Source organism: Bradyrhizobium sp. USDA 4449 (assembly GCF_054056275.1).
In genome coordinates, this window is record NZ_JBSRYD010000001.1 from 7,483,077 (window position 1) to 7,502,392 (window position 19,316).

The window sequence follows — 19,316 nt, forward strand, 5'->3', positions numbered from 1 at the left end:
TCTTATGCGTGAGACTGACGTGAGACGGCGAGCCTTCGCGATGCCGCTGACAAATCCGGCCTACCCTCCCGGGCCCTACCGGTTCATCGATCGCGAATACCTGATCATCACCTACCGTACCGATCCGGCCAAGCTGCGGGCCGTGGTGCCGGAGCCGCTGGAGGTGGACGAGCGAGAGGCTCTCGTCAAATACGAGTTCATCCGCATGCCCGATTCCAATGGCTTTGGCGACTATACGGAAAGCGGGCAAGTGATCCCCGTCTCCTTCCGCGGCCGCAAGGGCGGCTACACCCATTGCATGTTCCTCAATGACGAAGGCCCCATTGCGGGCGGACGCGAGCTGTGGGGCTTTCCGAAAAAGCTGGCACAGCCGACCCTGAGGACCGAGATCGACACGCTGATCGGCACGCTGGACTACGGGCCGCTGCGGGTCGCGACGGGGACGATGGGCTACAAGCACCGCGAGGCCGATCTGGCGAAGGTCAAGGCTGCCCTTGGCGAGCCGAACTTCCTGCTCAAAATCATCCCGCACGTCGACGGCAGCCCGCGGATCTGCGAGCTCGTTCAATTCGGGCTTGAGGACATCGTGCTGAAGGGTGCGTGGACCGGGCCTGCGGCCCTCGCGTTGACGCCACATGCGCTGGCACCCGTGGCCGAACTGCCGGTCCTGGAGATCATCTCCGCCGTTCACATCCGCGCCGACCTCACGCTCGGGCTCGGAACGGTGGTGCACGATTTTCTGCAGCAACCGGCGCGCGGCTCGATTCGCACCAGTGAGAAGGCTCTTGTCTTTTGACTTCAACTGCGCGTCCCGATCCGGGGTGCGGCGCCGATCCGGTTTTGATGTTACGAGGAAGTGTAAGAAATGGCAATTCTGAACCGTAAGACGGCGGTCGTCACCGGCTCCACCAGCGGCATCGGCCTCGCAAATTCCCAACACGATGGAGGCCCGTCGCATGCGGAGGGATGAGGTCATCAACGTTGTCCTGCTCGCCGCCCAGCCGACCAAGGAGTTCGTCACAGTCGAGCAGGTCGCCTCGCTCGCGCTCTTCCTGTGCAGCGACGAGGCCGCGCAGATCACCGGCGCCAACCTCGCGATGCACGGGGGCTGGACGGCCGCATAGCGCCTTTCAATGCAGGGAGCATTCGATCATGTCTTCTTTCCAAGCTGCCGACCTCGTCATTGAGAGCAAGCACTTCCTCCAGCTCGATCTTGCGGCCGATGGCGGTCTTGCCGGCGCCCTGGGCCTGGCCGAGGCGGCCTTCAGTGAGGATGTGCTGCCGTGCGATGCCGAGTTGATGGCTCCAGCCGACTTCTATGCAGCACTTGCCTCCGGGCCGCGGCGCACTCGGACAACGGCCACGGCCGAAAGGTCAACGCTTTTTCCATGTCTCGCGGCCTGAGGAGCGAGGCGGCCACGCAGAGTGCGGTTGACCCAAGTCAACACGCGCAAAGCCGAACTCGGAGAAGATCATCCAGCCAGAACGGTCAACGGAGACGATCATGTCAGAGCACAGCAGCATGCATTTCTACCTGAATTGGGCCAAGGAGCGCATCGACGAAATGGATGCCGCTCTGGCCTCGTTCGAGATCAAGGCTGGCGATGTCAAGGCCGAGTCGAAGGTCAGGGCCGAGCAGATCATCGCCGATCTGAAGAAGCGTCGTGACGAATTCCAGGTGCAGCTTAAGACCCAAGCCGATGTCGGCGAAGCGGCCTGGGCACGTAGCAAGGCGGAGCTCGAGAAGCAGTGGAACGGCTTCGAGGCGCAGATGAAGATCTACGTTGAAAGCGCCGGCAAGCAAGTCGAGCAGCAGCAAGCGACCTTCAAGGACATCGCGGCCGCACAGGTAAAGGCCTGGCGCGAGGCCGCCGACAAATTCCGTGAGGCAGCCGGCAAGGTCGCCGCATCGCATACGGGCGACGTCGACGCCGCTCTAAAGCAGATGAAGGCCGACGCCTCCGAGGCAGAAGCTCGTCTGCAGAAGCTGAAGCAGGCCGGCGGCGATTCCTGGTCAGTGCTGAGCGCAGCGCTCGCGGAATCCCGCAAAGCGTTCGATCAGGCCAACCAAGCTGCTTGGAATGCGCTGAGGCACGCCGGACCGAAGAGCTGAAGGTTGCTGTGTTCAACAGCCGCCGGTTCAGGGGAGATATGCCAGCATTCGGCCCTGAGCTCTTGAAGGTTGTCGACGAAGAGGAGGCGCTTGCGATCAAGCGGGGGGCTGATCGTTCAGCCACTTCTGGCGTCGTTTTAGGACGTTCGGTCGGTCTTGCTCGCGGGGCTTGCGCCGTCTTTGCCCGGCTCCCAGCACGGCAATGGTGCGCTGTTCATCGCTGGTGTGTGACCTTCGTCACGGCGCAGATTAATTATCCAGTCTAAACCTGCGACATGAGATTGAACGGGGAGCAATCCCCTCGTGAAGCAGGGAGAATGAACATGACCCAGATTGCGCGAACCGAAACTCTCGAACTGTCGATCGCCCAGCTCGACCAGATCAGCGGCGGAATGTCCGTACCCACGAATGAAGCGCAGATCATTGCGGGGATTAAGGCTAAAAACTTTGCGCCTGGCAGCGTCTTTACTGGAAACAGTTCCTTTGGGGACACAATAGACAACAACAATAACCTGCCGTGAGAAACCAAGAGGCCGCCAAGGTGGGCGGCCTCTTCCATTCGCCGGGGCGATGTGTCGTGAGCCGCTGACGGCGTGCCCATCGCATGCCGGACCACCCGTAAATTTCCCCAGTGCCGACTGCTTGGCTCGCTGGTTATCTGGCCGCCGCCTGAGCGCCGCACCATGAAAACACCGAAGCCAAAGCAATGGGCCGATTCGATGCGCCAACTCCCTGCCGCGCCAGCCGCCTTAATCGCAATTGGCCCGAACCGGTTATTCCAGTACATACAAGGCTGGGAGGGCACTGCGCCTCGCAGTGCCCTCCCGCGCAGGCCGTCACTTCACCTTAGCTGAGAAACCGTATTCCACGCGGTACCGTAATCCTTAACGGTGTAGACGACGGGCTCACCGTAGAAGTCTCCCGTCCTCGTGAAGCCGCCGCTCACCGTCTCCAACTCTTTGTCGCCCAAGGGACGCGTTTCCAACTCTTTATCTTTAGGCATGGTCATTATCTCCTGTTGCTGATGACGGCCATACGTTGCCGGTCGCGCATAAGTCGGGCAAAGAAGCGTCACGGTCTGTGATCGCCGTCACCTTTTCGGTCCTTTCGGAGTTCTGGCACGTCGGCACTTAAGGCCCGACCGGAAATGCCAAAGACTCAGCCAAAATGACGCGACTGCCCCTGAACGGACCTCGACGCTCGATTAGCCTGGCCCCGCCGCGCCACTACGCTCAAGCCCAACGGTGTCGTCAACCCAACGGAACATCGGCACGCAGAGCAATTCAACCGCCAGTGGCCCCTTTTGGTTTGAGAATGCAAAGATGAGGCGGGCAACATGCCGAACGGGCATTGGATCGGGCGCATCGATGTGATCAAACCCGAATACACCAAAGCCTACGGCCCCGCCCTCACGGCGGTCCCCCGCAAATGACGATGCAAAGCAGCCGATTACCAGTACCTCGAGCGTGCCAGGTAAACCTCTTGTGCCCGGTCAATCACGGTCTGGGCACTGAAACCAGGCATCGGTCACTTCGTCACCGACACGCGTGAAGCATCTGCAACTCCGCAAAGCGATTGTCGGCGCGACGAAGCCGCCGACAAAGCTCGCGGTTGACATTCTGCATCACCATCACATACGCGTGGATATCGGCCTTGTAGTACGCGTAAAGTTGTCGAGCCGTGAGCTCGTACAGCAGAGTTTGGCTCTGCGCGACGATGGTCGCTGACCGGTTCTGCATTTCGATGAGCGTCATTTCGCCGAAAAAGTCTCCCGGCCCCAGACTCGCCATTCGAATTGCGCGCCCCGATCCCGCAAGCTTGCTCACCACGAGCTCGCCGGAGTGAACAACAAACATCGAGCGGCCTGGTTCTCCTTCCGCGACGACAGTGTCACCAACGCCGAAGCAGCGCTCGACCAGCATTGAGACCAACAGATCGCAACTCGCGTCTGAGAGACCACCGAAGAACGGTGTGGCAAGCAAAAATGCTTTCAGATCGGGCGAGCTGACAGCCATTGACAAAATATACTCCCGCGACCAGCGGTGGCAAGCCGCCGAGACGTCGACGCTGCTGGAGCAGGCCGCAGGACGAGCGCGGTGATCCTGCTTCGGGAACTTGTCATGATCCGGGATTTGCATCGCGAAGGTCTGTCGGGTCCCCCCCTCGCCCAGCAACTTCGGGCTGATCGAAAGACAGTCAGGGCCTCCATCGCCGGAAGCTTGCCGCCCAGCTTACAAAAAGTGGCACCAAGGTGTTCTCGATGGTGCTCGGCTACTCACTGGTCGACCTGGGCGCGCTTTTCTCCGTTGGGATCTGCAAGTTGTCCTTCGCTCTCATCTCCGCACGTCGAGATCGCCGACCCCGCGGGCGCTTCCTTTCGCCCGGTCAAAGGCGCGCTCGAATGGAAGCCAATATGCCTGTCGTCGTGTCGATGACGGTTACGGCCTGCTCAATCTTGCCTTGCCCCAACGGATATTTGGTACACCGCTCGGAGATCTGAACTAATCGTTTTCTTTCGCCGGTCAGGATCGTGCTGCTCTTGTCGACGGCAAACTTGACAATGTCCCGCATCGGATTCTTGTCGCCGAAGTCGGTCAGATCTTTCTCCATGGTGATCAGATACTCGTAGCTTGCGAGTTCGTCGGAGATTTGCAGAAGTTCCCGGACAGTCGAGTTGACACACTCGGCGTCGCCGCTGGAAACGTCGGGGCGCTTTGCGGTTGCAACAAGGTCGTTCATGAGGTTGGCAAAGAGTGGCTTAAGGCTCTCCGCCTGCCGGAAATCGCTCTCGGACAGGACGCCCGCACCGCACACACCGGGTAAGACCAAGGCAAGCCCCAAGGCGGCGGCCAGCATCTTTCGGTGCGCTCGCGCTGGGAACGAAAACAACATGGTGCCCATCAGCCCGTGCATTTCAGCCGCTCTCCATGCTCGCCCCTTATTGTTGGACGGTCGATCTTGTGCAAAGATCAGCGATCGTCGACTTCAGTTCACACTTGCTTTGCGTGCAGACATGTCGGCGTCTGAACCGCTCCCAAAGCCGGAGCATAAGAGCATGACCGACCGGCCGCAACGGGCGTTTCGCGCCGCGGCCCTTGACCGGGCTGCGTCTCCCGAGCAGCTCGATCATCTCGTTGTCATCACCAGGCCCGCTGACTGGATTCTGACCCTCGTGCTCTGCATTGCTCTCGTGGCGGCCGTGCTGTGGGGCATCTTCGGGCGCGTGCCCACTCGCGTCTCAGGCGAGGGTATCCTGATTGGCAGTGGCGGTAAGGTCGTCGACGCCGTATCCGCCGCAGCCGGACGGCTGCAGTCGGTCGCAGTTACGGTCGGCGATCACGTCAAGAAGGACCAACCCATCGCTCAGATCGTTCAGACCGAGATCCAGCAAAAGCACGACGCAGCTACCGAGGTCTTTCATGAACGCGAGCGGGAGCACACCGACCGGGTATCGAAAGCTGCAAGCGAGCTCGCCGCCAAGAGCCAGAACTTTGCAAAGCTTGAAATCGCCCTGCAACAGGTGATCAAGGCAACGAGCCAACGTATCGAGTATCTCACCGTCGACGTCAAAAACCTGGAGGATCTGCTGGCTAAGGGATACACGACGCGCCGCAATCTGGAAGAGCGACGTCAGGAGCTGACCGATGCGCAACAGCGCCGTACTGATGCCCAGAACGAGATCTTAAAGCTGCGGTCGCAGAAGACGGATCTGGAAACGGAGCGCGGGCGCGAAATTCAGCAGTCCGAGTTTTCACTCAACGAGGCCCGGCGGCAAATGAATGCCGCCGCCGAACAGCTGAGCCAGAACACCCAAGTGATCAGCCCGATGGACGGGCGGGTTTTGGAAGTGAAGATTTCGTCCGGTTCAGTGCTAGCCGTCGGTACACCGGTTATTGCGATCGAAAGCGAAGGCACCAGGCTCCAAGCCGTCGTCTATGTTTCTGCCGAACGGGGCAAACAGATCAAGCCCGGCATGCAGGTGCAACTGGAGCCGAGCACGGTGAAGCGCGAGGAATTTGGCATGATGCTAGGCCAGGTGGTCAGCATCTCTGATTTCCCGATGACGCCGCAAGGCATGGGTGCGCTGCTGCATAACGAAAGCCTGGTTTCACGCTTCTCGCGCGACGGTGCGCCTTACGCCGCGATGGTTGCACTCGATGAAGATACCTCCACTGCAACCGGATATAGATGGGCCGTTGGCGAGGGGCCGAACATCCATCTCACCAGCGGAACGTTGGCGCGGGCCGAGATCACAACACGCCGGCGGCGCCCGATCGATCTGGTGATACCCCTGCTCAAGCACCTCACGGGAATCGATGGATAAGTCCTCTCCAAACCAGCCAACCAGCGAGCGTGGCCGGCCAAAATCCTACGTCAGCCGTATGGCGAGCTGGTTGCCGCAGCAACGCATCCGGCGGACACCCATCCTACTGCAGATGGAAGCCGTCGAATGCGGAGCGGCAGCGCTTGGCATTATCCTCGGCTATTACGGTGCGTGGATCCCGTTGGAGCAGCTTCGTATCGCATGCGGCGTATCGCGCGACGGCAGCAAGGCGAGCAACATCATCAGGGCGGCGCGGCGATACGGGCTGGCGGCGAAGGGCTACAGCGTCGAACCTCCGGCGCTCGCCGCGATTCCAACCCCGTGCATCATTCACTGGAATTTCAACCATTTCGTGGTCCTGGAAGGAATTGACAAGAAGCACGCCTATATAAACGACCCCGCGAGCGGACGTCGGCGGATCGATCTGGTCGAGCTTGACCTCGCCTTCACCGGCGTCGTTCTGGTGTTTGAACGGGACGAAAGGTTCGAGAAAGTTGGCAGCAAACCGAAGGGAATAAGCCTGCTCATACGGGAGCTGCGCCACTCGAAGCAGGCGGTGGCCCTGCTGGTTGTGGTCAGCATCGCCGCGGTCCTGCCCAATATTGTTGCCGCGGGATTCTCAAAAATCTTTGTCGATGAAATTTTGATTCAGCACACGCGCAACTGGCTTGTGCCGCTCCTGATCGGCATGGCGCTGACGGCGACCCTCCGGGCCGTCCTGACGATCATACGTCAATCGCTGCTATTGCGGCTGCAGACCAAGCTCGCCGTCGTGATGACCAGCCGTTTTCTGTGGCGCCTCATGATGCTGCCGCTGGAATTCTTCACCCAACGCCACGCAGGCGACATTGCGGGTCGTATCGCAGCCAACGAACAGATCGCCCGTCTGCTTTCAAGCGGCATTGCAGCCAATGCGCTCAGCCTGATGTCGGTGGTCTTGTTCGCCGCAGCCATGGCCGTCTACGACGTCAGCCTGACCACTCTTTGCGTCGCAATCTCTTTGATAAATGTTCTGCTCCTGCGGCTTGTCGCTTCACGCCGCCAGGAACTGAGCTATCGGCTGGCGCTCGATCAGGGAAAGCTGCTCGGGGCAACCGTGAGCATGGTGCGGACTATCGAAACCATCAAAGCAAGTGGGTTGGAAGACGACGCCTTCGGCCGGTGGGCCGGTCTTCAAGCTAAGAACCTCAACGCCGAACAGAGGATCGGCGCCTCCGCCATCATATTGGACATGGTGCCGACCTTGCTCACGGGTCTCATGATCGCAGCGATTCTTGGTGTCGGAGGCTTGCGGGTCATTGAGGGCTCCCTGACACTGGGAAGCCTCGTCGCCTTCCAATCCCTAGCATTGAGTTTCTCCGAGCCTTTCGTCAATCTCGTGAACTATTTCGGTGGACTGCAAACCATCAAGGGAGCACTCGAACGGCTCGAGGATGTCTACCGATACCCTCTAGCCCCGCAACCACCGACACATGCGAGTGCCTTGCCGCCGAAGCTTACCGGCCGGCTCGAACTTCACAACATCAGCTTCGGCTATTCGGTGCTCGAACCGCCGCTTTTGGCCGATCTTTCGCTGGTGATCCCTGCCGGTTCACGCGTGGCACTCGTTGGCATGTCGGGCAGCGGAAAATCAACGCTCGGCAAACTGATCTGCGGACTGTACAAACCCTGGTCCGGCGAGATTCATTTTGATGGATGTAGGCTGACGGATATCCCTCCGGACATTTTTGCGAACTCCGTCGCCTATGTCGACCAGGACGTCTTTCTGTTCGAGGGAACGGCGCGAGACAATCTGACGCTCTGGGATTCAACAACCGATGAGCGTCACCTCCTGACGGCGGCCAAGGACGCGCTGATTCATCAAGACCTTGCGACGAGACCGGGCAATTATGACTGCCACGTAAACGAGGGCGGCACGAACTTCAGCGGCGGTCAGCGTCAGCGCATCGAAATCGCCCGAGCTCTGGTTTGTAATCCCTCGATCGTTGTCTTGGATGAAGCGACGGCTGCACTTGATCCGATTACGGAAAAATCCATCGACGACAACCTGCGGCGCCGCGGCTGCAGCTGCATCATCATCGCCCACCGCTTGAGCACGATACGCGATTGCGACGAAATCGTCGTGCTTGAACGCGGTCGCATCGTTGAGCGCGGCACGCATGAGGAGCTTCTTGCGCTTCAGGCCTCCTATGCCAAACTGGTGGAGCGCGAATGACGGATCGATTTGTCAGCGAGAGTTTCGTTGGGCAACAACCCGAGGCGCCGAGCGGTCTTCCGCACCGGACTTCGCTCGATGCGCGTCGCCCAATGCTTCTCAGCGACCACGAACACGTTCTTCAAGTGGCCGCCGGTCACGTCGATTTGTTTGCAGTTCGGCCGACGGGCACGCGCCAGCATTTGTTTCGCGTCGAAAACGGCGGATGCATTCTGGACCTGCACAATGCCTGCGAAACCTCGGGCAGCCGACTGCAGATCATCGCTGTCGGCCCGCCTGGGAATGCGATTTCGGAGGTGCCGCGCAGCGCAGCGTCATTTGGCTCTGTGTCTAGCTGGATCGCCCAATTGGCGGTGTTCATGGTCCGCTCGGCGGCAAACGAAGCCATCTCCGAGTTGGTGAGCGACGAGGCGATTGAACTGCACCCAGGCGAACGACGTCGTGGTCCGATGCGGGACCTCGTGTGGGCCCACCTCGACACCGGGACTGCAAACGTCATGGACCTCGGCTCGAGCTTCGCTCCCGGGCAGCCTCCCTTCCCTTTGACCGCCGGGATGTGGGTGGAAGCTGGCCAGCATGGGTGCAAATTGCGTCTCGACCCGAACCCGCCAGATACCCCGGTTCTCTGGCCCGCCATTGACCGATTCCAAGTTGCATTCATATCCCATCTCGAGCGCAGCCTGGCAGAGGGCCTCAGTCGAGAGCGGGAACGCCTGGTCCGCCGCGACGAACTCACTGTGTCGCAAACGCTCGACTCGTTTGAGCGGCTCGCCGACGTCGTAGTCAAGGAAGCCGATCGCGCGCAATCCGAATGGGATCCGGCAGACCCGCTGCTTTGCAGTTGCCGGGTTGTCGGGGACGAACTGGGAATACCCGTTGCACTTTCGCAGCGCGCTCAACCCACAAGACAGGCCTTCAGCGACATTCTGGAGATCGCTCGCACAGCCCAGTTGCGGATCCGCCGTGTGCATCTGCGCGATGTCTGGTGGACGACCGATGCTGGACCGCTCCTCGGTTGGCACGGAGCCGAACGCAATCCGGTGGCTCTGGTGCGCAAGCGTGCGAACACTTACACGATGTTCGACCCAAAGAGTGGAAGTCGCCGCTTCGTCGATCGCTCCGTTGCCGGTGAGCTCAAGCCGGAGGCCATCACTTTCTATCCGGCGTTGCCGCCCCGCCCGCTCCAATATCGCGATTTGCTTGGCTTTGCGATGCGGGGCGTTTCCGACAGCATCGCGCGCATCGCGCTGGCCGTTATGGTAATCGGCCTACTGTCGCTGATGCCGCCACTGATCACCAACGTCTTGGTGAATTCGGTTATCCCGCGAACCGAGATCGACCAACTCGTTGTTTGCGCGCTTGCGCTGACGGTCACCGCTGTGGCGATGGCCAGCCTACAGGTGATGCAAGGACGGGTCACGTTAAGGCTCGAAGGTCTGCTCGACTACAAGCTTCAGGCCGCGCTGATCGACCGACTGCTCCGCCTACCGACCTCCCTGTTTCGCGAATATACCAGCGGCGATTTGGTCGATCGCGCCATGGGCATCGACGCCACGCGCCGGATCTTCACCGGACGCGTGCTGGGCGGTTTTACGGCCTCGTTCTTTTGTTTCTTCAGCATTGGGCTGATGCTCTACTATGACCTCCGACTGGGCAGCATTGCACTGCTGCTCACTATGGTTAGAGCGGCAGCAATTCTAGCCGCGAGCGCCGTGCGACTCTACTACGAAACCAAGCATTTCAACCTGCAAGGCAAGGCCAGCGGCTTTGTCCTGCAATTGATTGCGGGCGTGGGCAAGCTTCGCGTGGCCGGCGCAACGGCGCGCGCGTTAGCGCGCTGGTCGCAACAATTTGCCGTACAGAGGCGGTATTTCATCGCCTCGCAGCAAGCGGCCAACGCGCTGAGCACCTTTGACACCGCTTTTCCGATGCTGGCGACGTTGACCATCTTTGCGCTTGCTTCCTATACGAAGAGTCACATCCTACTCGACCTCGGCGCATTTCTCGGCTTTCTGGCAGCCTTCGGACAGACAACGGCCGCGATCGGCAGTTGGGCCTCGAGCGTCAGCGAGTCCCTGGCGGCCATTCCTCACCTCAGCCGCCTCAAGCCCGTGATTTCCACTCCTGCCGAGATCTCCGAAGAACGCCGATCGCCCGGAGAACTCACCGGAGAGATTGAACTTTCCGGCATAGTCTTCCGCTATATGAAGGGCGGGCCGAAGGTTCTGGACGACGTCAGCCTAAGCATTGCGACGGGTGACTACGTCGCGATCGTCGGTCCCTCAGGCAGCGGGAAATCGTCGCTCTTTCGTTTGCTGCTCGGTTTTGAGCGGGCGGAAGCCGGCACGGTGTTTTACGATGGCAAGGCCCTCAACACGCTCGACATCAGCGCCGTGCGCCGGCAGCTTGGCGTAGTGCTGCAAGATACCAAGCTCGCAACCGGAAGCCTTTACGACAACATTTGCGGCGGCGTTGATCTACCGCTGGAGAAGGCCTGGGAGGCCGCCCGACTGGCGGCGCTGGATGCCGACATCGCGCAGATGCCGATGGGCATGCATACGCTGGTTGCTGAAGGCGTGACTACGCTATCAGGCGGTCAGCGGCAGCGACTATTGATCGCCCGCGCTCTTGCGCGCTCACCACGGATTCTTCTGTTTGATGAGGCAACCAGCGCACTCGACAACCAAACCCAAAGCATCGTCGCCACCTCGCTGGAACGCTTGAGCATTACGAGGATTGTGATTGCGCATCGCCTCAGCACCGTGCGCAATGCGGACCGTATTGTCATGCTGTCGCGCGGCAAGGTGGTGCAAGCGGGAAGCTACGCGGAGCTCATGAACGAGCCCGGGCCGTTTGCGGATTTCGCCAAGCGGCAGTTGCTCGAATCGGCTCAACGCTAGTCTAACGGCGAAGGAGACGATAATCCGGACGCATCGCTAGGCGGGGTCATTCCCCGTGGATGAGGATCTCTCGGCAGGTGGACACGAGTACGCTCGTTGGGCATCGACACCGTGTCGCGGCCTATTCCCGCAGTTCATTGCGCGAGGATGCTCGTGTCCATGAGAGTTCTCGATTGAGATGAGTACCCGCACACCCCCGGGAGCAACCAAGGAGTGTGCGGGGTATTGCTGACTTAGCCGATCGAGCTGGTATTCCCCTGCGCGAGCAGCTGGGTGGCGGCAGCGGCACCACCGGCACCGAACACGCTGGAGCCGCCCTGGGCGACACCAACCTGCGTGGCAGAGTTCGCCTGCGCGACGATGTTGTTGGACAGATTGCTCAGGTCGAAGAACCCTCCAGACACAGCGTCGAGTTCCATGTCGATCAGTTCACACACTTCAATCATGACTTCCCTCCTCTGGTATCTGTGACTTAGCCGATCGAACTGGTGTTCGACTGCGCGAGCAGCTGGGTGGCGGCAGCAGCACCACCGGCACCGAAGACGCTGGAGCCGCCCTGAGCCACACCGACCTGCGTGGCAGAGTTCGCCTGCGCGACGATGTTGTTGGACAGATTGCTCAGGTCGAAGAACCCTCCAGACACGGCGTCGAGTTCCATATCGATCAGTTCAAACGCTTCAATCATGACTTCCTCCTCTGTTATTTGTGACTTAGCCGATCGAACTGGTGTTCGACTGCGCGAGCAGCTGCGTGACGGCAGCGGCACCACCGGCACCGAAGACGCTGGAGCCGCCCTGAGCCACACCGACCTGCGTGGCCGTATTCGCCTGCGCGACGATGTTGTTGGACAGATTGCTCAGGTCGAAGAACCCTCCAGACACGGAGTCGAGTTCCATATCGATCAGTTCACACGCTTCAATCATGACTTCCCTCTTGTTGCTGTGATCGACATCTGGCTCAAAGCAAACCAGCGCCTCACTGCCCGTGTTCTTACCGGAGGGTTGTTTTTATATCTGTGAGAAGAATCACGCACGACCCACAGTTCGCAGTCAGCCTTGGCTTGAGATGCTTGTTGTTGTCCGAGCATGGAGCTGCGGAAATCGACTACTCGGTCATCCTGCTCTGACCAGCCGCTGGAGTTAGCTTGTTAGTCCGCAACTGTTTCGGTTCGCGATTGGCTTCGCAACCCGGCATCACGCGTCCCGGAAATGCGCCAATCATGCGATGGACGAGTCGCGTGACGTTTGATTGCTGAAGCTGCACTCCTCCGACACATCTATGAACGGTAGCCGGCTATCACGCAGCTTTGAATGGGACGTTGGGCTGCTCCACGAACCACCTGGTGCAGCGTTGCGCCCAGCGAGCACCCGAAGCCGCTGCGAGACATAACACCACTGATAGGCCGCCCCCCCGCATCAGCTCTTTGGACGACACAGCACCGAAGATGGCGAGACGAATTTGCTTCGACCGTCGCAGTGCCATGGCGCGACCAACCGAACCACCTCGACACTGGCCGCATGCCTTCATAGGTCTGAGCGATTCACCCCGATCGTGCGCCTGACGCACTCGAGAAGTAACGCGTCGGCTAAATCGGATCGCTAAAAGGCGGACAGCACCTAACTCCCGAGGATGGCAATCCTGACTGCGTTGACGCCTGCTCACCCTCGAGGTTCAGGGCGGCGCATCGTCGATCGCGTCGAGCGATGCACGCGGCAGAAAGAGTCTTCTTTCAGCGCACGAAGAGAATTCTCACATGGGCGGTCGCCGGCCATCATCTGGCCATTCGCGACGCGGAGGACTAAAGCGATGAGTAAAGCAGCTTCCTGCTGAATCGAGCCACTCATGTCCTACCAGCAGCGATCAATTAGATAAGCACAGCGTATTCATATTCTTCCCGCCGCTGTTGCCAGCGCGAATACGCGGGCTTCCATGCCGCGCCTCCCGGCCAAGCGCAGTCAGGCTTGGATTCCCGAGCACCCTACCAGCCACGTACTCACCCGAGTGGCCTTGGGTCGTGAAAACTGTCGCGACTTGACGCCTCGGCCGCAACATTTCTTCCGCATAGGCTATGAATCTGCCCGTTTGGTCACGTGCGCCACTCGCGTTCAGCACTGGAGGCTGATCGCGTGATTGCTTTGGCCGCACCAGCATGCGAAGCTTTCTCGGCTCGTCGCTCGTAGTCGTCGGCGAGAGCCTTGAGCTGGGCGGCAATCGTTCGGTCGGTCATGGTTTTGACAGCGCGGAGCAAGCTCTGTGCTATTTGTCGGTATTCCCTGCCTTGTTGTGAAATCTGGGAAGCCATCAAGCCCTCGCTTCGATCTCTGGCGCCTGGTCTAAAGTGAGAAGCCGGCATAGCCAGTTTCCATCACTCGCCTGGCGAATTCTGTAGCGATTGACGCACTTCTTGGAGCATAAAGGGGTGCGCCACGAATAGTGCCGGACGAGTCCAAACTTGCGATCACAAACCGCGCATCGTGTGGCTCTGCCAGATCCACCGCTCTCGTTATCAGGGCTGCTTGTGTCCATGAGAGTTCTCGATTGAAATGAGTACCCGCACACCCCCGGGAGCAACCAAGACGTGTGCGGGTATTGGTGACTTAGCCGATCGAGCTGGTATTCCCCTGCGCGAGCAGCTGGGTGACGGCAGCGGCACCACCGGCACCGAACACGCTGGAGCCGCCCTGGGCGACACCAACCTGCGTCGCAGTGTTCGCCTGCGCGACGATGTTGTTGGACAAATTGCTAAAATCGAAGAACCCACCAGACACGGTGTCGAGTTCCAGATCGATCAGCTCACATGCTTCCATCATGACTTCCCTCCTCAGGAGTTGCTGTGAACGGCATCTGGCTCAAAGCAAACCAGCGCCTCACTGCTCGTGTTCTTACCGGAGGGTTGTTTTTCTATCTGTGAGAAGAATCACGCGCGACCCAGTACGCAGTCTGCCTTGGCTGCGATATCACCCGCCGAATTTGCGAGGCCGTCGACAGCTGGTCGTCGAAGCGCATGCGACCCGACGACACACTAGATCTTGTGGAAGACGCTTCAACGACATTGCTGGCTCGGTAGACGAATGGGCGACTTTCGCCGGGATGACGGCTAGGCGCAATTCCTGATGTCGAGTTCTCCGATCGAATCCGCGTCGTGGCTACCGCCGCAGTACTTGTTCGGTTGCGACTGCCGGCGCGGGACTTCTCAGACTGACGTGGACAATTTCTGCGAACCTATCGGACGGGACGTTAAAGCCATTTCCCGGATCAGCAGGTCAAAAGACCTGGCGGGGGTGTGTCGAATTAAGTTGCGGGATTTGACCGACCCTGGTGGCTACGTTCAGCCGATGGCGGAACGCCTTGCAGCGGGCACCGTACAGTAATTAAGTTGTAACCGCACACTCCCGGGAGCAGCCGGGAGTGTGCGGGCATTCAAGACCTAGCCGATCGAGCTGACGTTCGCCTGAGCGAGCAGCTGTGTGAGGTTTGCGTTGCCGCCATTGCCGAAGACGCTGAAGCCGCCGACGGCAACACCAACCTGCGTAGCAATCTGCGGCTGTACGACGATATTGCCGGACAAGTTGCTCACGTCGAATAGCCCTCCACCAGATACGGATTCGAGTTCCATATCGACCAGTTCACGCACTTCATTCATGAATCCCTCCTCAGGGTTGCGGGGTGAACAACATCCAGCTCAAAGCAAGCCGGTGCCTCACTATGCGTGTTGATACTGAAGGATGGTTTTTCGATCTGTGACAGAAATCACGGGCGCGCCCCGCGGCAGTCAGCTTCGGCTACGATATGGCACGTCGGATCCACGCTGTTTGCTCCCACGGCGTTTCCGATTCATGTGGCCTGGGCTCTCGCATGTCTCAAACGAATGTGGCTGTCTCAGGCAGGACGCGTAAGGATCGAGCGCGGAGCTAACGCCCATTTTGCGCAACAAGCTGATCGAGCGCGAGTGAGACGGCCACGAGCTCGCCATAGGGCGAAGCGCTCCACGACATTTCGAGTTCAGTAGAGGGATGGAAAAAAACAGCCTGGCCTCGCGATTCATGTTCGGCCGGACGTTGGCCTAGCCGCCACACCTGATTGCGAGGTCTTTGATCTAAATCGGCGTTGCGGCCGCGGTCGACAACAAAATTTGACCCAGCCCTGAGGTGAAGACAGGAGCTTCCCGACAAGCTGATGCTCGGCAACTACCGCATAAAACTGTGCGTTAATCCACCCAATGGAGCGTCCCATTGATTGAACTCTATTCCGGGTGATGCACGCTCAATGCTGATCTACGCCGACAATCGAGGTTTCGATCATCTGGACGGCGGCACTACTGGCCGCGGCAAGCGCGTCCGTGACACCAGCTCCGCACGCAGGGCCCCGCGAACGAAGCGGTTGCAGAAACGGTCGCAAACGCGATCGGAATAGACACGAACTGGCGCCTTGCAGAATGAGAAACAGGTACGCTCGCTGGGCATCGACACCGTGTCGATACTCTTCGAGCGCCTCGAGTCACGGCGACCGTATCCATGAGAATTCTCGATTGAATTCGTAACCGAACACGCTCGGGAGCGGGCAAGCAGTGTTCGGGATCCGCCAGTTAGTGGATGGCGCTGAAGTTCAGCTGACCGAGCAGCTGTGTGACACTGGCGTTATTGCCGATAGCCACGCCAATCTGCACGGCAATGTTTTGCTCTATGACGATATTGCCGAATTGGCCGATATTGCCGATGTTACCTAAGCTGAACAGCCCGTGATGTCCATGATGATGCCCGTGATGCCCACCACTCACGGTGTCGAGTTCCGTATCGATCAGTTCACGCATTCCACTCATGTTCCCTCCTCAGGGTTTGCAATGAACAACATGTGGCTCGAACCATATTGGAGGTTGACTTTTCGATCTGTGACAGAAATCACGCGGCGGCCACGGCAACGCGCCCATGGCCATCGCGATGGTAGCCAAGCAATGGCCGCTGCGTGACTCAGTGGAGGCCGAGGAGGCAATTCTCTCGATGTGAGCGGCGTCACGGAAGAAGCGGGTCGATCTCTTCATCCTCCGGTTCACGGCTGTATGATTGGGCCCCAAACGAGAGGCAGCGAGGAACACAGATGAACCTGAACCACTTTTTTAGTCTTATCATCTTCGCGATCGGAGCGCTGTGCTTTGTGGCGTTTATGACCACCCTGAAGCCACCGCTTTATCACTCAGAGTTGGCGGTGGGCTCTATCTATGGCCGGGGGGTAACGACCTAGACTGGCCGATCAATATAGAGATGCTCGTACGGCCCTCTGTGGGCCAAGGGCGGGACAATTCGGTCCCGCCACCATTCTAGACAGAGCTCCCAGCCTCTTCCCTGCATCGCGTTTGCAAGCACTGCAAGATGATGCCGCGCTCTGTTGCAATCTCTGCCGGCATGCGCCCCGCTTCCAGCGGCGCCGGCCGAGCCAAACCCGACATACGATCGACGAGCTGCCGCGGAGGTTTCGGCTGACAGAGCAGCCACGGCTGATACCAGCCATCGGCCTAACGCAGACGTTGGATCCATACCTTGCCGGGTGTGGCGTGCCTGACCACGGCCCCGCGGGGCCACCAAGGCGCGCAATGTGCGGGTGATCACGGACAATCTGCTCTGCGGCCTAGTAGGACTCCGACATGCAGGGTCGGGCTTGCTGACCCGAATATTGCAGGAGGCGTACATGACTCAGGTCTATTTCCATTGCTCGAACACCAAGGGGGTCCTGATGGATCGTCGCGGTACGTTCGTATCCGACCTAATCGAAGCGTGTGAGGAGGCCACCCGCAGGGTGCGCTCTCTGGTCGCAGCTGCCAACCTGGAAGATTGGCGTCAGTGGGCTCTGCATGTCAGCGATGAGGCCGGCGACGAGATTTTCGTTCTGCCGTTCGCATTCGTGCTCGGCCATCCGCACTGAGAGAGTGCTATGCTGCCGGAGCTACAATCATTGATACTTCTCCGTCAGGGGGTGAATGCGGTCACGACAGCAATCATCCGGTGCGCCTTCGCCGGAGCGATATTCGCCCAAAGGCGCTTCCGTCGCAGCCCGGACACGATCTCTAGAACAGCCTGCGGCTCCAACGGCACATTTGGGAACGACCACGCAAAGCTCTTGCCTCGCGGAATCGTGCACTCCTCTCCAATGGAGTTTGCGGATGAGGCGGAGCGGCCAACTCAGTCGCGGGCGCAGCAGCGTGTGTTGTCGCGGTCGCCGGTATCATAGTCGTCGCAGACGCTCGCGCAGCGAGCAAGCAGCACTTAGGACAGCAATCCTTGCGCTCTAAAGTCGCGCGCGATCAGCCGCCTCGATCTCGACCGCTTTGCCGATCAGAAGATTGATCGGAACGTCCTGTCCGCTGCCGCAGGTCAGCTGCCCCGAACCTGATGATCCGGATGCGACGATGCGGCATCGATCCCCGTCCATGATCAATACGCCTTCCAGCCGCCTGGAGGACACTTTCAGCTGCAAACGAGCCTGCTTTTGCTCTACGCCATTGACGCTGCAAAGGCCGACGTGGCGCAGCGTGATCGTCCCTGAATATTCAGTACCTGGACTCGTCACCGTTTTCGCGAGATTACCCGTTATTTCCCATTCGTGCAGATAGCCGATTTGCCCGCTGGCAGAGTAGGACTGCGCCCGGGCGGCAGGGGCTGCAGCAAACAACACGAGTATTGCTCCGACGATCGCGCGCATCGTTTCCGTCCGCGGCATGATTATGGCAACTCCCGCACGACACGAAATCCGTTGGCATAGTAGCGCACGTCAACGTCGTAGCGAAATCGCGCCGAAGATCGGACGTCGCTGGCCTTGCTGAGGAAGTTGCCCCCGCGCAGCACCCGCAGGCGGCAGTCGCCCGACGTCCACGGCAACGCGTCCTTGGGCGCATTGCGGTAGGAATCATTCCAGCAATCCTCGACCCATTCCGCAGCATTGCCAGAAGTGTCGTAGAGACCAAATCCATTTGGCCGAAACGAGCCTGTTGGCACGACCTGCTGCTTGATTGGACTTCCGCACCCGTCGCACTGCGCATGACCCGCGCCGGCCTCTTTGCCCCACCAGAATGGCGTTCTGGTCCCCGCGCGCGCGGCATACTCCCACTCCGCTTCGCTGGGCAGACGGTATTTCTGTCCGGTCTTCTGCGACAGCCAGGCGACGTACAGCTTCGTATCTTCCCAGCTGACGTTGATGACTGGACGGTCACCGCGACCCCAGCCGTGATCCTCGGGACGCACTTTGCAGGCGCCAGCATCGGCACACGAGTCCCACTCCGCGAACGTCACCTCGCGGCGCCCGATCGCGAAGGGCTTGCGAATGCTGATCAGGTGCTCGGGCTTCTCATAGGGCGTGTCATTGGATCCCATCACAAAGTCTGCCGGAGGCACAACCACGAGCTCGGGGCAATTATCGCAATCGCGAAACAACTCTCCAGGGTCCAGACTGGCGCCCTGTTGCTGAGCCACTCTGGAGTCCGATGGCGCGGATGAAGGGTCGCCAGATGGGCCGCTGCTTAGCCCTCGCTGGGCAATTGCCGCAGTACTTGCAAATAGTGCTGTGAGAAAAATCACAGACAAGACGGCGGATTTCATCTTGTGATCTCCGGTCGGCTCGAACGATCAGGAGTATGCATACGTCACATTCAATGCCGCATAGAATGCTTCATTCGGCTGCGACCGGCAAGGAGACAGTCGCCCCGCTCGATTGTGGTTTACATTGGCGAGCAAAGGGATATCGTTTCAGCCCCGTTCTGGATGGCGATAGGACGGG

At 59.6% G+C, this 19,316-nt stretch carries 20 protein-coding genes and 1 pseudogene; 9 read left to right on the forward strand and 12 right to left on the reverse strand.

Annotated elements, in window-relative coordinates; translation table 11 throughout:
- Nucleotides 1–4 precede the first annotated feature (4 nt).
- The 5 genes and pseudogenes from ACVIIW_RS35330 (at nucleotide 5) to ACVIIW_RS35350 (ending at nucleotide 2,634) form a co-directional block, all read left to right on the forward strand.
- Nucleotides 5–796, forward strand: a complete 792-nt coding sequence (locus ACVIIW_RS35330) for an acetoacetate decarboxylase (RefSeq protein WP_456704928.1) — start codon at nucleotides 5–7, stop codon at nucleotides 794–796.
- Nucleotides 797–926: 130 nt separating this feature from the next.
- A pseudogene (locus tag ACVIIW_RS35335) lies at nucleotides 927–1,124 on the forward strand (SDR family oxidoreductase); the annotation flags it as partial.
- A gap of 28 nt (nucleotides 1,125–1,152) precedes the next feature.
- The gene (locus tag ACVIIW_RS35340) at nucleotides 1,153–1,404 is read left to right on the forward strand and encodes a hypothetical protein (RefSeq protein ID WP_456704929.1); all 252 of its coding nucleotides are present in this window, start codon (nucleotides 1,153–1,155) and stop codon (nucleotides 1,402–1,404) included.
- A 100-nt stretch (nucleotides 1,405–1,504) separates the two neighbouring features.
- A complete protein-coding gene (locus ACVIIW_RS35345; protein WP_456704930.1) occupies nucleotides 1,505–2,113 on the forward strand; it encodes a sll1863 family stress response protein in 609 nt (202 codons plus the stop codon).
- Nucleotides 2,114–2,436: 323 nt separating this feature from the next.
- A complete protein-coding gene (locus ACVIIW_RS35350) occupies nucleotides 2,437–2,634 on the forward strand; it encodes a hypothetical protein (protein ID WP_456704931.1) in 198 nt (65 codons plus the stop codon).
- A gap of 320 nt (nucleotides 2,635–2,954) precedes the next feature.
- Here the strand turns inward: ACVIIW_RS35350 and ACVIIW_RS35355 are convergent, their stop codons facing one another.
- The 3 genes from ACVIIW_RS35355 to ACVIIW_RS35365 form a co-directional block, all read right to left on the reverse strand.
- Entirely contained in the window at nucleotides 2,955–3,116 is a 162-nt protein-coding gene (locus ACVIIW_RS35355) for a hypothetical protein (protein WP_456704932.1), read from the reverse strand.
- A gap of 532 nt (nucleotides 3,117–3,648) precedes the next feature.
- Nucleotides 3,649–4,128: a Crp/Fnr family transcriptional regulator gene (locus tag ACVIIW_RS35360; RefSeq protein ID WP_456705348.1), complete on the reverse strand. Its 480-nt coding sequence runs from the start codon at nucleotides 4,126–4,128 to the stop codon at nucleotides 3,649–3,651.
- A gap of 370 nt (nucleotides 4,129–4,498) precedes the next feature.
- Nucleotides 4,499–5,026 (reverse strand): hypothetical protein, encoded by a 528-nt coding sequence (locus tag ACVIIW_RS35365; protein ID WP_456704933.1) that lies wholly within the window; start codon nucleotides 5,024–5,026, stop codon nucleotides 4,499–4,501.
- A 142-nt stretch (nucleotides 5,027–5,168) separates the two neighbouring features.
- On the opposite strand from ACVIIW_RS35365, the gene ACVIIW_RS35370 reads away from it, so the two are divergent.
- The 3 genes from ACVIIW_RS35370 to ACVIIW_RS35380 are packed head-to-tail and all read left to right on the forward strand — an operon-like array spanning nucleotide 5,169 to nucleotide 11,552.
- On the forward strand, nucleotides 5,169–6,437 hold the full coding sequence (locus ACVIIW_RS35370; protein ID WP_456704934.1) for an NHLP bacteriocin system secretion protein: 1,269 nt from the start codon (nucleotides 5,169–5,171) through the stop codon (nucleotides 6,435–6,437).
- Complete coding sequence (locus ACVIIW_RS35375; protein WP_456704935.1) at nucleotides 6,430–8,652, forward strand: NHLP family bacteriocin export ABC transporter peptidase/permease/ATPase subunit; 2,223 nt, start codon at nucleotides 6,430–6,432, stop codon at nucleotides 8,650–8,652. The genes ACVIIW_RS35370 and ACVIIW_RS35375 overlap by 8 nt, the downstream gene beginning before the upstream one ends.
- A complete protein-coding gene (locus ACVIIW_RS35380; protein WP_456704936.1) occupies nucleotides 8,649–11,552 on the forward strand; it encodes an NHLP bacteriocin export ABC transporter permease/ATPase subunit in 2,904 nt (967 codons plus the stop codon). The genes ACVIIW_RS35375 and ACVIIW_RS35380 overlap by 4 nt, the downstream gene beginning before the upstream one ends.
- A gap of 233 nt (nucleotides 11,553–11,785) precedes the next feature.
- Here ACVIIW_RS35380 and ACVIIW_RS35385 read toward each other — a convergent pair whose 3' ends face one another.
- The 7 genes from ACVIIW_RS35385 to ACVIIW_RS35415 form a co-directional block, all read right to left on the reverse strand.
- Nucleotides 11,786–11,998, reverse strand: a complete 213-nt coding sequence (locus ACVIIW_RS35385) for a hypothetical protein (protein WP_456704937.1) — start codon at nucleotides 11,996–11,998, stop codon at nucleotides 11,786–11,788.
- 26 nt (nucleotides 11,999–12,024) lie between these two features.
- Nucleotides 12,025–12,237: a hypothetical protein gene (locus tag ACVIIW_RS35390; RefSeq protein ID WP_456704938.1), complete on the reverse strand. Its 213-nt coding sequence runs from the start codon at nucleotides 12,235–12,237 to the stop codon at nucleotides 12,025–12,027.
- Nucleotides 12,238–12,262: 25 nt separating this feature from the next.
- The gene (locus ACVIIW_RS35395; protein WP_456704939.1) at nucleotides 12,263–12,475 is read right to left on the reverse strand and encodes a hypothetical protein; all 213 of its coding nucleotides are present in this window, start codon (nucleotides 12,473–12,475) and stop codon (nucleotides 12,263–12,265) included.
- 1,163 nt (nucleotides 12,476–13,638) lie between these two features.
- Nucleotides 13,639–13,854, reverse strand: a complete 216-nt coding sequence (locus ACVIIW_RS35400; RefSeq protein WP_456704940.1) for a hypothetical protein — start codon at nucleotides 13,852–13,854, stop codon at nucleotides 13,639–13,641.
- Nucleotides 13,855–14,149: 295 nt separating this feature from the next.
- A complete protein-coding gene (locus ACVIIW_RS35405) occupies nucleotides 14,150–14,362 on the reverse strand; it encodes a hypothetical protein (protein ID WP_456704941.1) in 213 nt (70 codons plus the stop codon).
- 617 nt (nucleotides 14,363–14,979) lie between these two features.
- Complete coding sequence (locus ACVIIW_RS35410; protein ID WP_209296633.1) at nucleotides 14,980–15,195, reverse strand: hypothetical protein; 216 nt, start codon at nucleotides 15,193–15,195, stop codon at nucleotides 14,980–14,982.
- A 942-nt stretch (nucleotides 15,196–16,137) separates the two neighbouring features.
- On the reverse strand, nucleotides 16,138–16,362 hold the full coding sequence (locus ACVIIW_RS35415) for a hypothetical protein (protein ID WP_456704942.1): 225 nt from the start codon (nucleotides 16,360–16,362) through the stop codon (nucleotides 16,138–16,140).
- Between the two features lie 872 nt (nucleotides 16,363–17,234).
- On the opposite strand from ACVIIW_RS35415, the gene ACVIIW_RS35420 reads away from it, so the two are divergent.
- Nucleotides 17,235–17,468, forward strand: a complete 234-nt coding sequence (locus ACVIIW_RS35420) for a DUF6894 family protein (protein ID WP_212488974.1) — start codon at nucleotides 17,235–17,237, stop codon at nucleotides 17,466–17,468.
- Nucleotides 17,469–17,831: 363 nt separating this feature from the next.
- Here the strand turns inward: ACVIIW_RS35420 and ACVIIW_RS35425 are convergent, their stop codons facing one another.
- Together ACVIIW_RS35425 and ACVIIW_RS35430 are read right to left on the reverse strand one after the other, a co-directional pair.
- On the reverse strand, nucleotides 17,832–18,245 hold the full coding sequence (locus tag ACVIIW_RS35425; protein WP_456704943.1) for a hypothetical protein: 414 nt from the start codon (nucleotides 18,243–18,245) through the stop codon (nucleotides 17,832–17,834).
- Nucleotides 18,246–18,265: 20 nt separating this feature from the next.
- Nucleotides 18,266–19,138: a formylglycine-generating enzyme family protein gene (locus ACVIIW_RS35430; RefSeq protein WP_456704944.1), complete on the reverse strand. Its 873-nt coding sequence runs from the start codon at nucleotides 19,136–19,138 to the stop codon at nucleotides 18,266–18,268.
- Between the last annotated feature and the right edge of the window lie 178 nt (nucleotides 19,139–19,316).

Excerpts from the sequence above, each read along its gene's own strand:
- ACVIIW_RS35330 (WP_456704928.1), top strand. The coding sequence starts at position 5 with ATGCGTGAGACTGACGTGAGACGGCGAGCCTTCGCGATGCCGCTGACA.
- ACVIIW_RS35340 (WP_456704929.1), top strand. The coding sequence starts at position 1,153 with ATGTCTTCTTTCCAAGCTGCCGACCTCGTCATTGAGAGCAAGCACTTC.
- ACVIIW_RS35345 (WP_456704930.1), top strand. The coding sequence starts at position 1,505 with ATGTCAGAGCACAGCAGCATGCATTTCTACCTGAATTGGGCCAAGGAG.
- ACVIIW_RS35350 (WP_456704931.1), top strand. The coding sequence starts at position 2,437 with ATGACCCAGATTGCGCGAACCGAAACTCTCGAACTGTCGATCGCCCAG.
- ACVIIW_RS35355 (WP_456704932.1), bottom strand. The coding sequence starts at position 3,116 with ATGCCTAAAGATAAAGAGTTGGAAACGCGTCCCTTGGGCGACAAAGAG.
- ACVIIW_RS35360 (WP_456705348.1), bottom strand. The coding sequence starts at position 4,128 with ATGGCTGTCAGCTCGCCCGATCTGAAAGCATTTTTGCTTGCCACACCG.
- ACVIIW_RS35365 (WP_456704933.1), bottom strand. The coding sequence starts at position 5,026 with ATGCACGGGCTGATGGGCACCATGTTGTTTTCGTTCCCAGCGCGAGCG.
- ACVIIW_RS35370 (WP_456704934.1), top strand. The coding sequence starts at position 5,169 with ATGACCGACCGGCCGCAACGGGCGTTTCGCGCCGCGGCCCTTGACCGG.
- ACVIIW_RS35375 (WP_456704935.1), top strand. The coding sequence starts at position 6,430 with ATGGATAAGTCCTCTCCAAACCAGCCAACCAGCGAGCGTGGCCGGCCA.
- ACVIIW_RS35380 (WP_456704936.1), top strand. The coding sequence starts at position 8,649 with ATGACGGATCGATTTGTCAGCGAGAGTTTCGTTGGGCAACAACCCGAG.
- ACVIIW_RS35385 (WP_456704937.1), bottom strand. The coding sequence starts at position 11,998 with ATGATTGAAGTGTGTGAACTGATCGACATGGAACTCGACGCTGTGTCT.
- ACVIIW_RS35390 (WP_456704938.1), bottom strand. The coding sequence starts at position 12,237 with ATGATTGAAGCGTTTGAACTGATCGATATGGAACTCGACGCCGTGTCT.
- ACVIIW_RS35395 (WP_456704939.1), bottom strand. The coding sequence starts at position 12,475 with ATGATTGAAGCGTGTGAACTGATCGATATGGAACTCGACTCCGTGTCT.
- ACVIIW_RS35400 (WP_456704940.1), bottom strand. The coding sequence starts at position 13,854 with ATGGCTTCCCAGATTTCACAACAAGGCAGGGAATACCGACAAATAGCA.
- ACVIIW_RS35405 (WP_456704941.1), bottom strand. The coding sequence starts at position 14,362 with ATGATGGAAGCATGTGAGCTGATCGATCTGGAACTCGACACCGTGTCT.
- ACVIIW_RS35410 (WP_209296633.1), bottom strand. The coding sequence starts at position 15,195 with ATGAATGAAGTGCGTGAACTGGTCGATATGGAACTCGAATCCGTATCT.
- ACVIIW_RS35415 (WP_456704942.1), bottom strand. The coding sequence starts at position 16,362 with ATGCGTGAACTGATCGATACGGAACTCGACACCGTGAGTGGTGGGCAT.
- ACVIIW_RS35420 (WP_212488974.1), top strand. The coding sequence starts at position 17,235 with ATGACTCAGGTCTATTTCCATTGCTCGAACACCAAGGGGGTCCTGATG.
- ACVIIW_RS35425 (WP_456704943.1), bottom strand. The coding sequence starts at position 18,245 with ATGCGCGCGATCGTCGGAGCAATACTCGTGTTGTTTGCTGCAGCCCCT.
- ACVIIW_RS35430 (WP_456704944.1), bottom strand. The coding sequence starts at position 19,138 with ATGAAATCCGCCGTCTTGTCTGTGATTTTTCTCACAGCACTATTTGCA.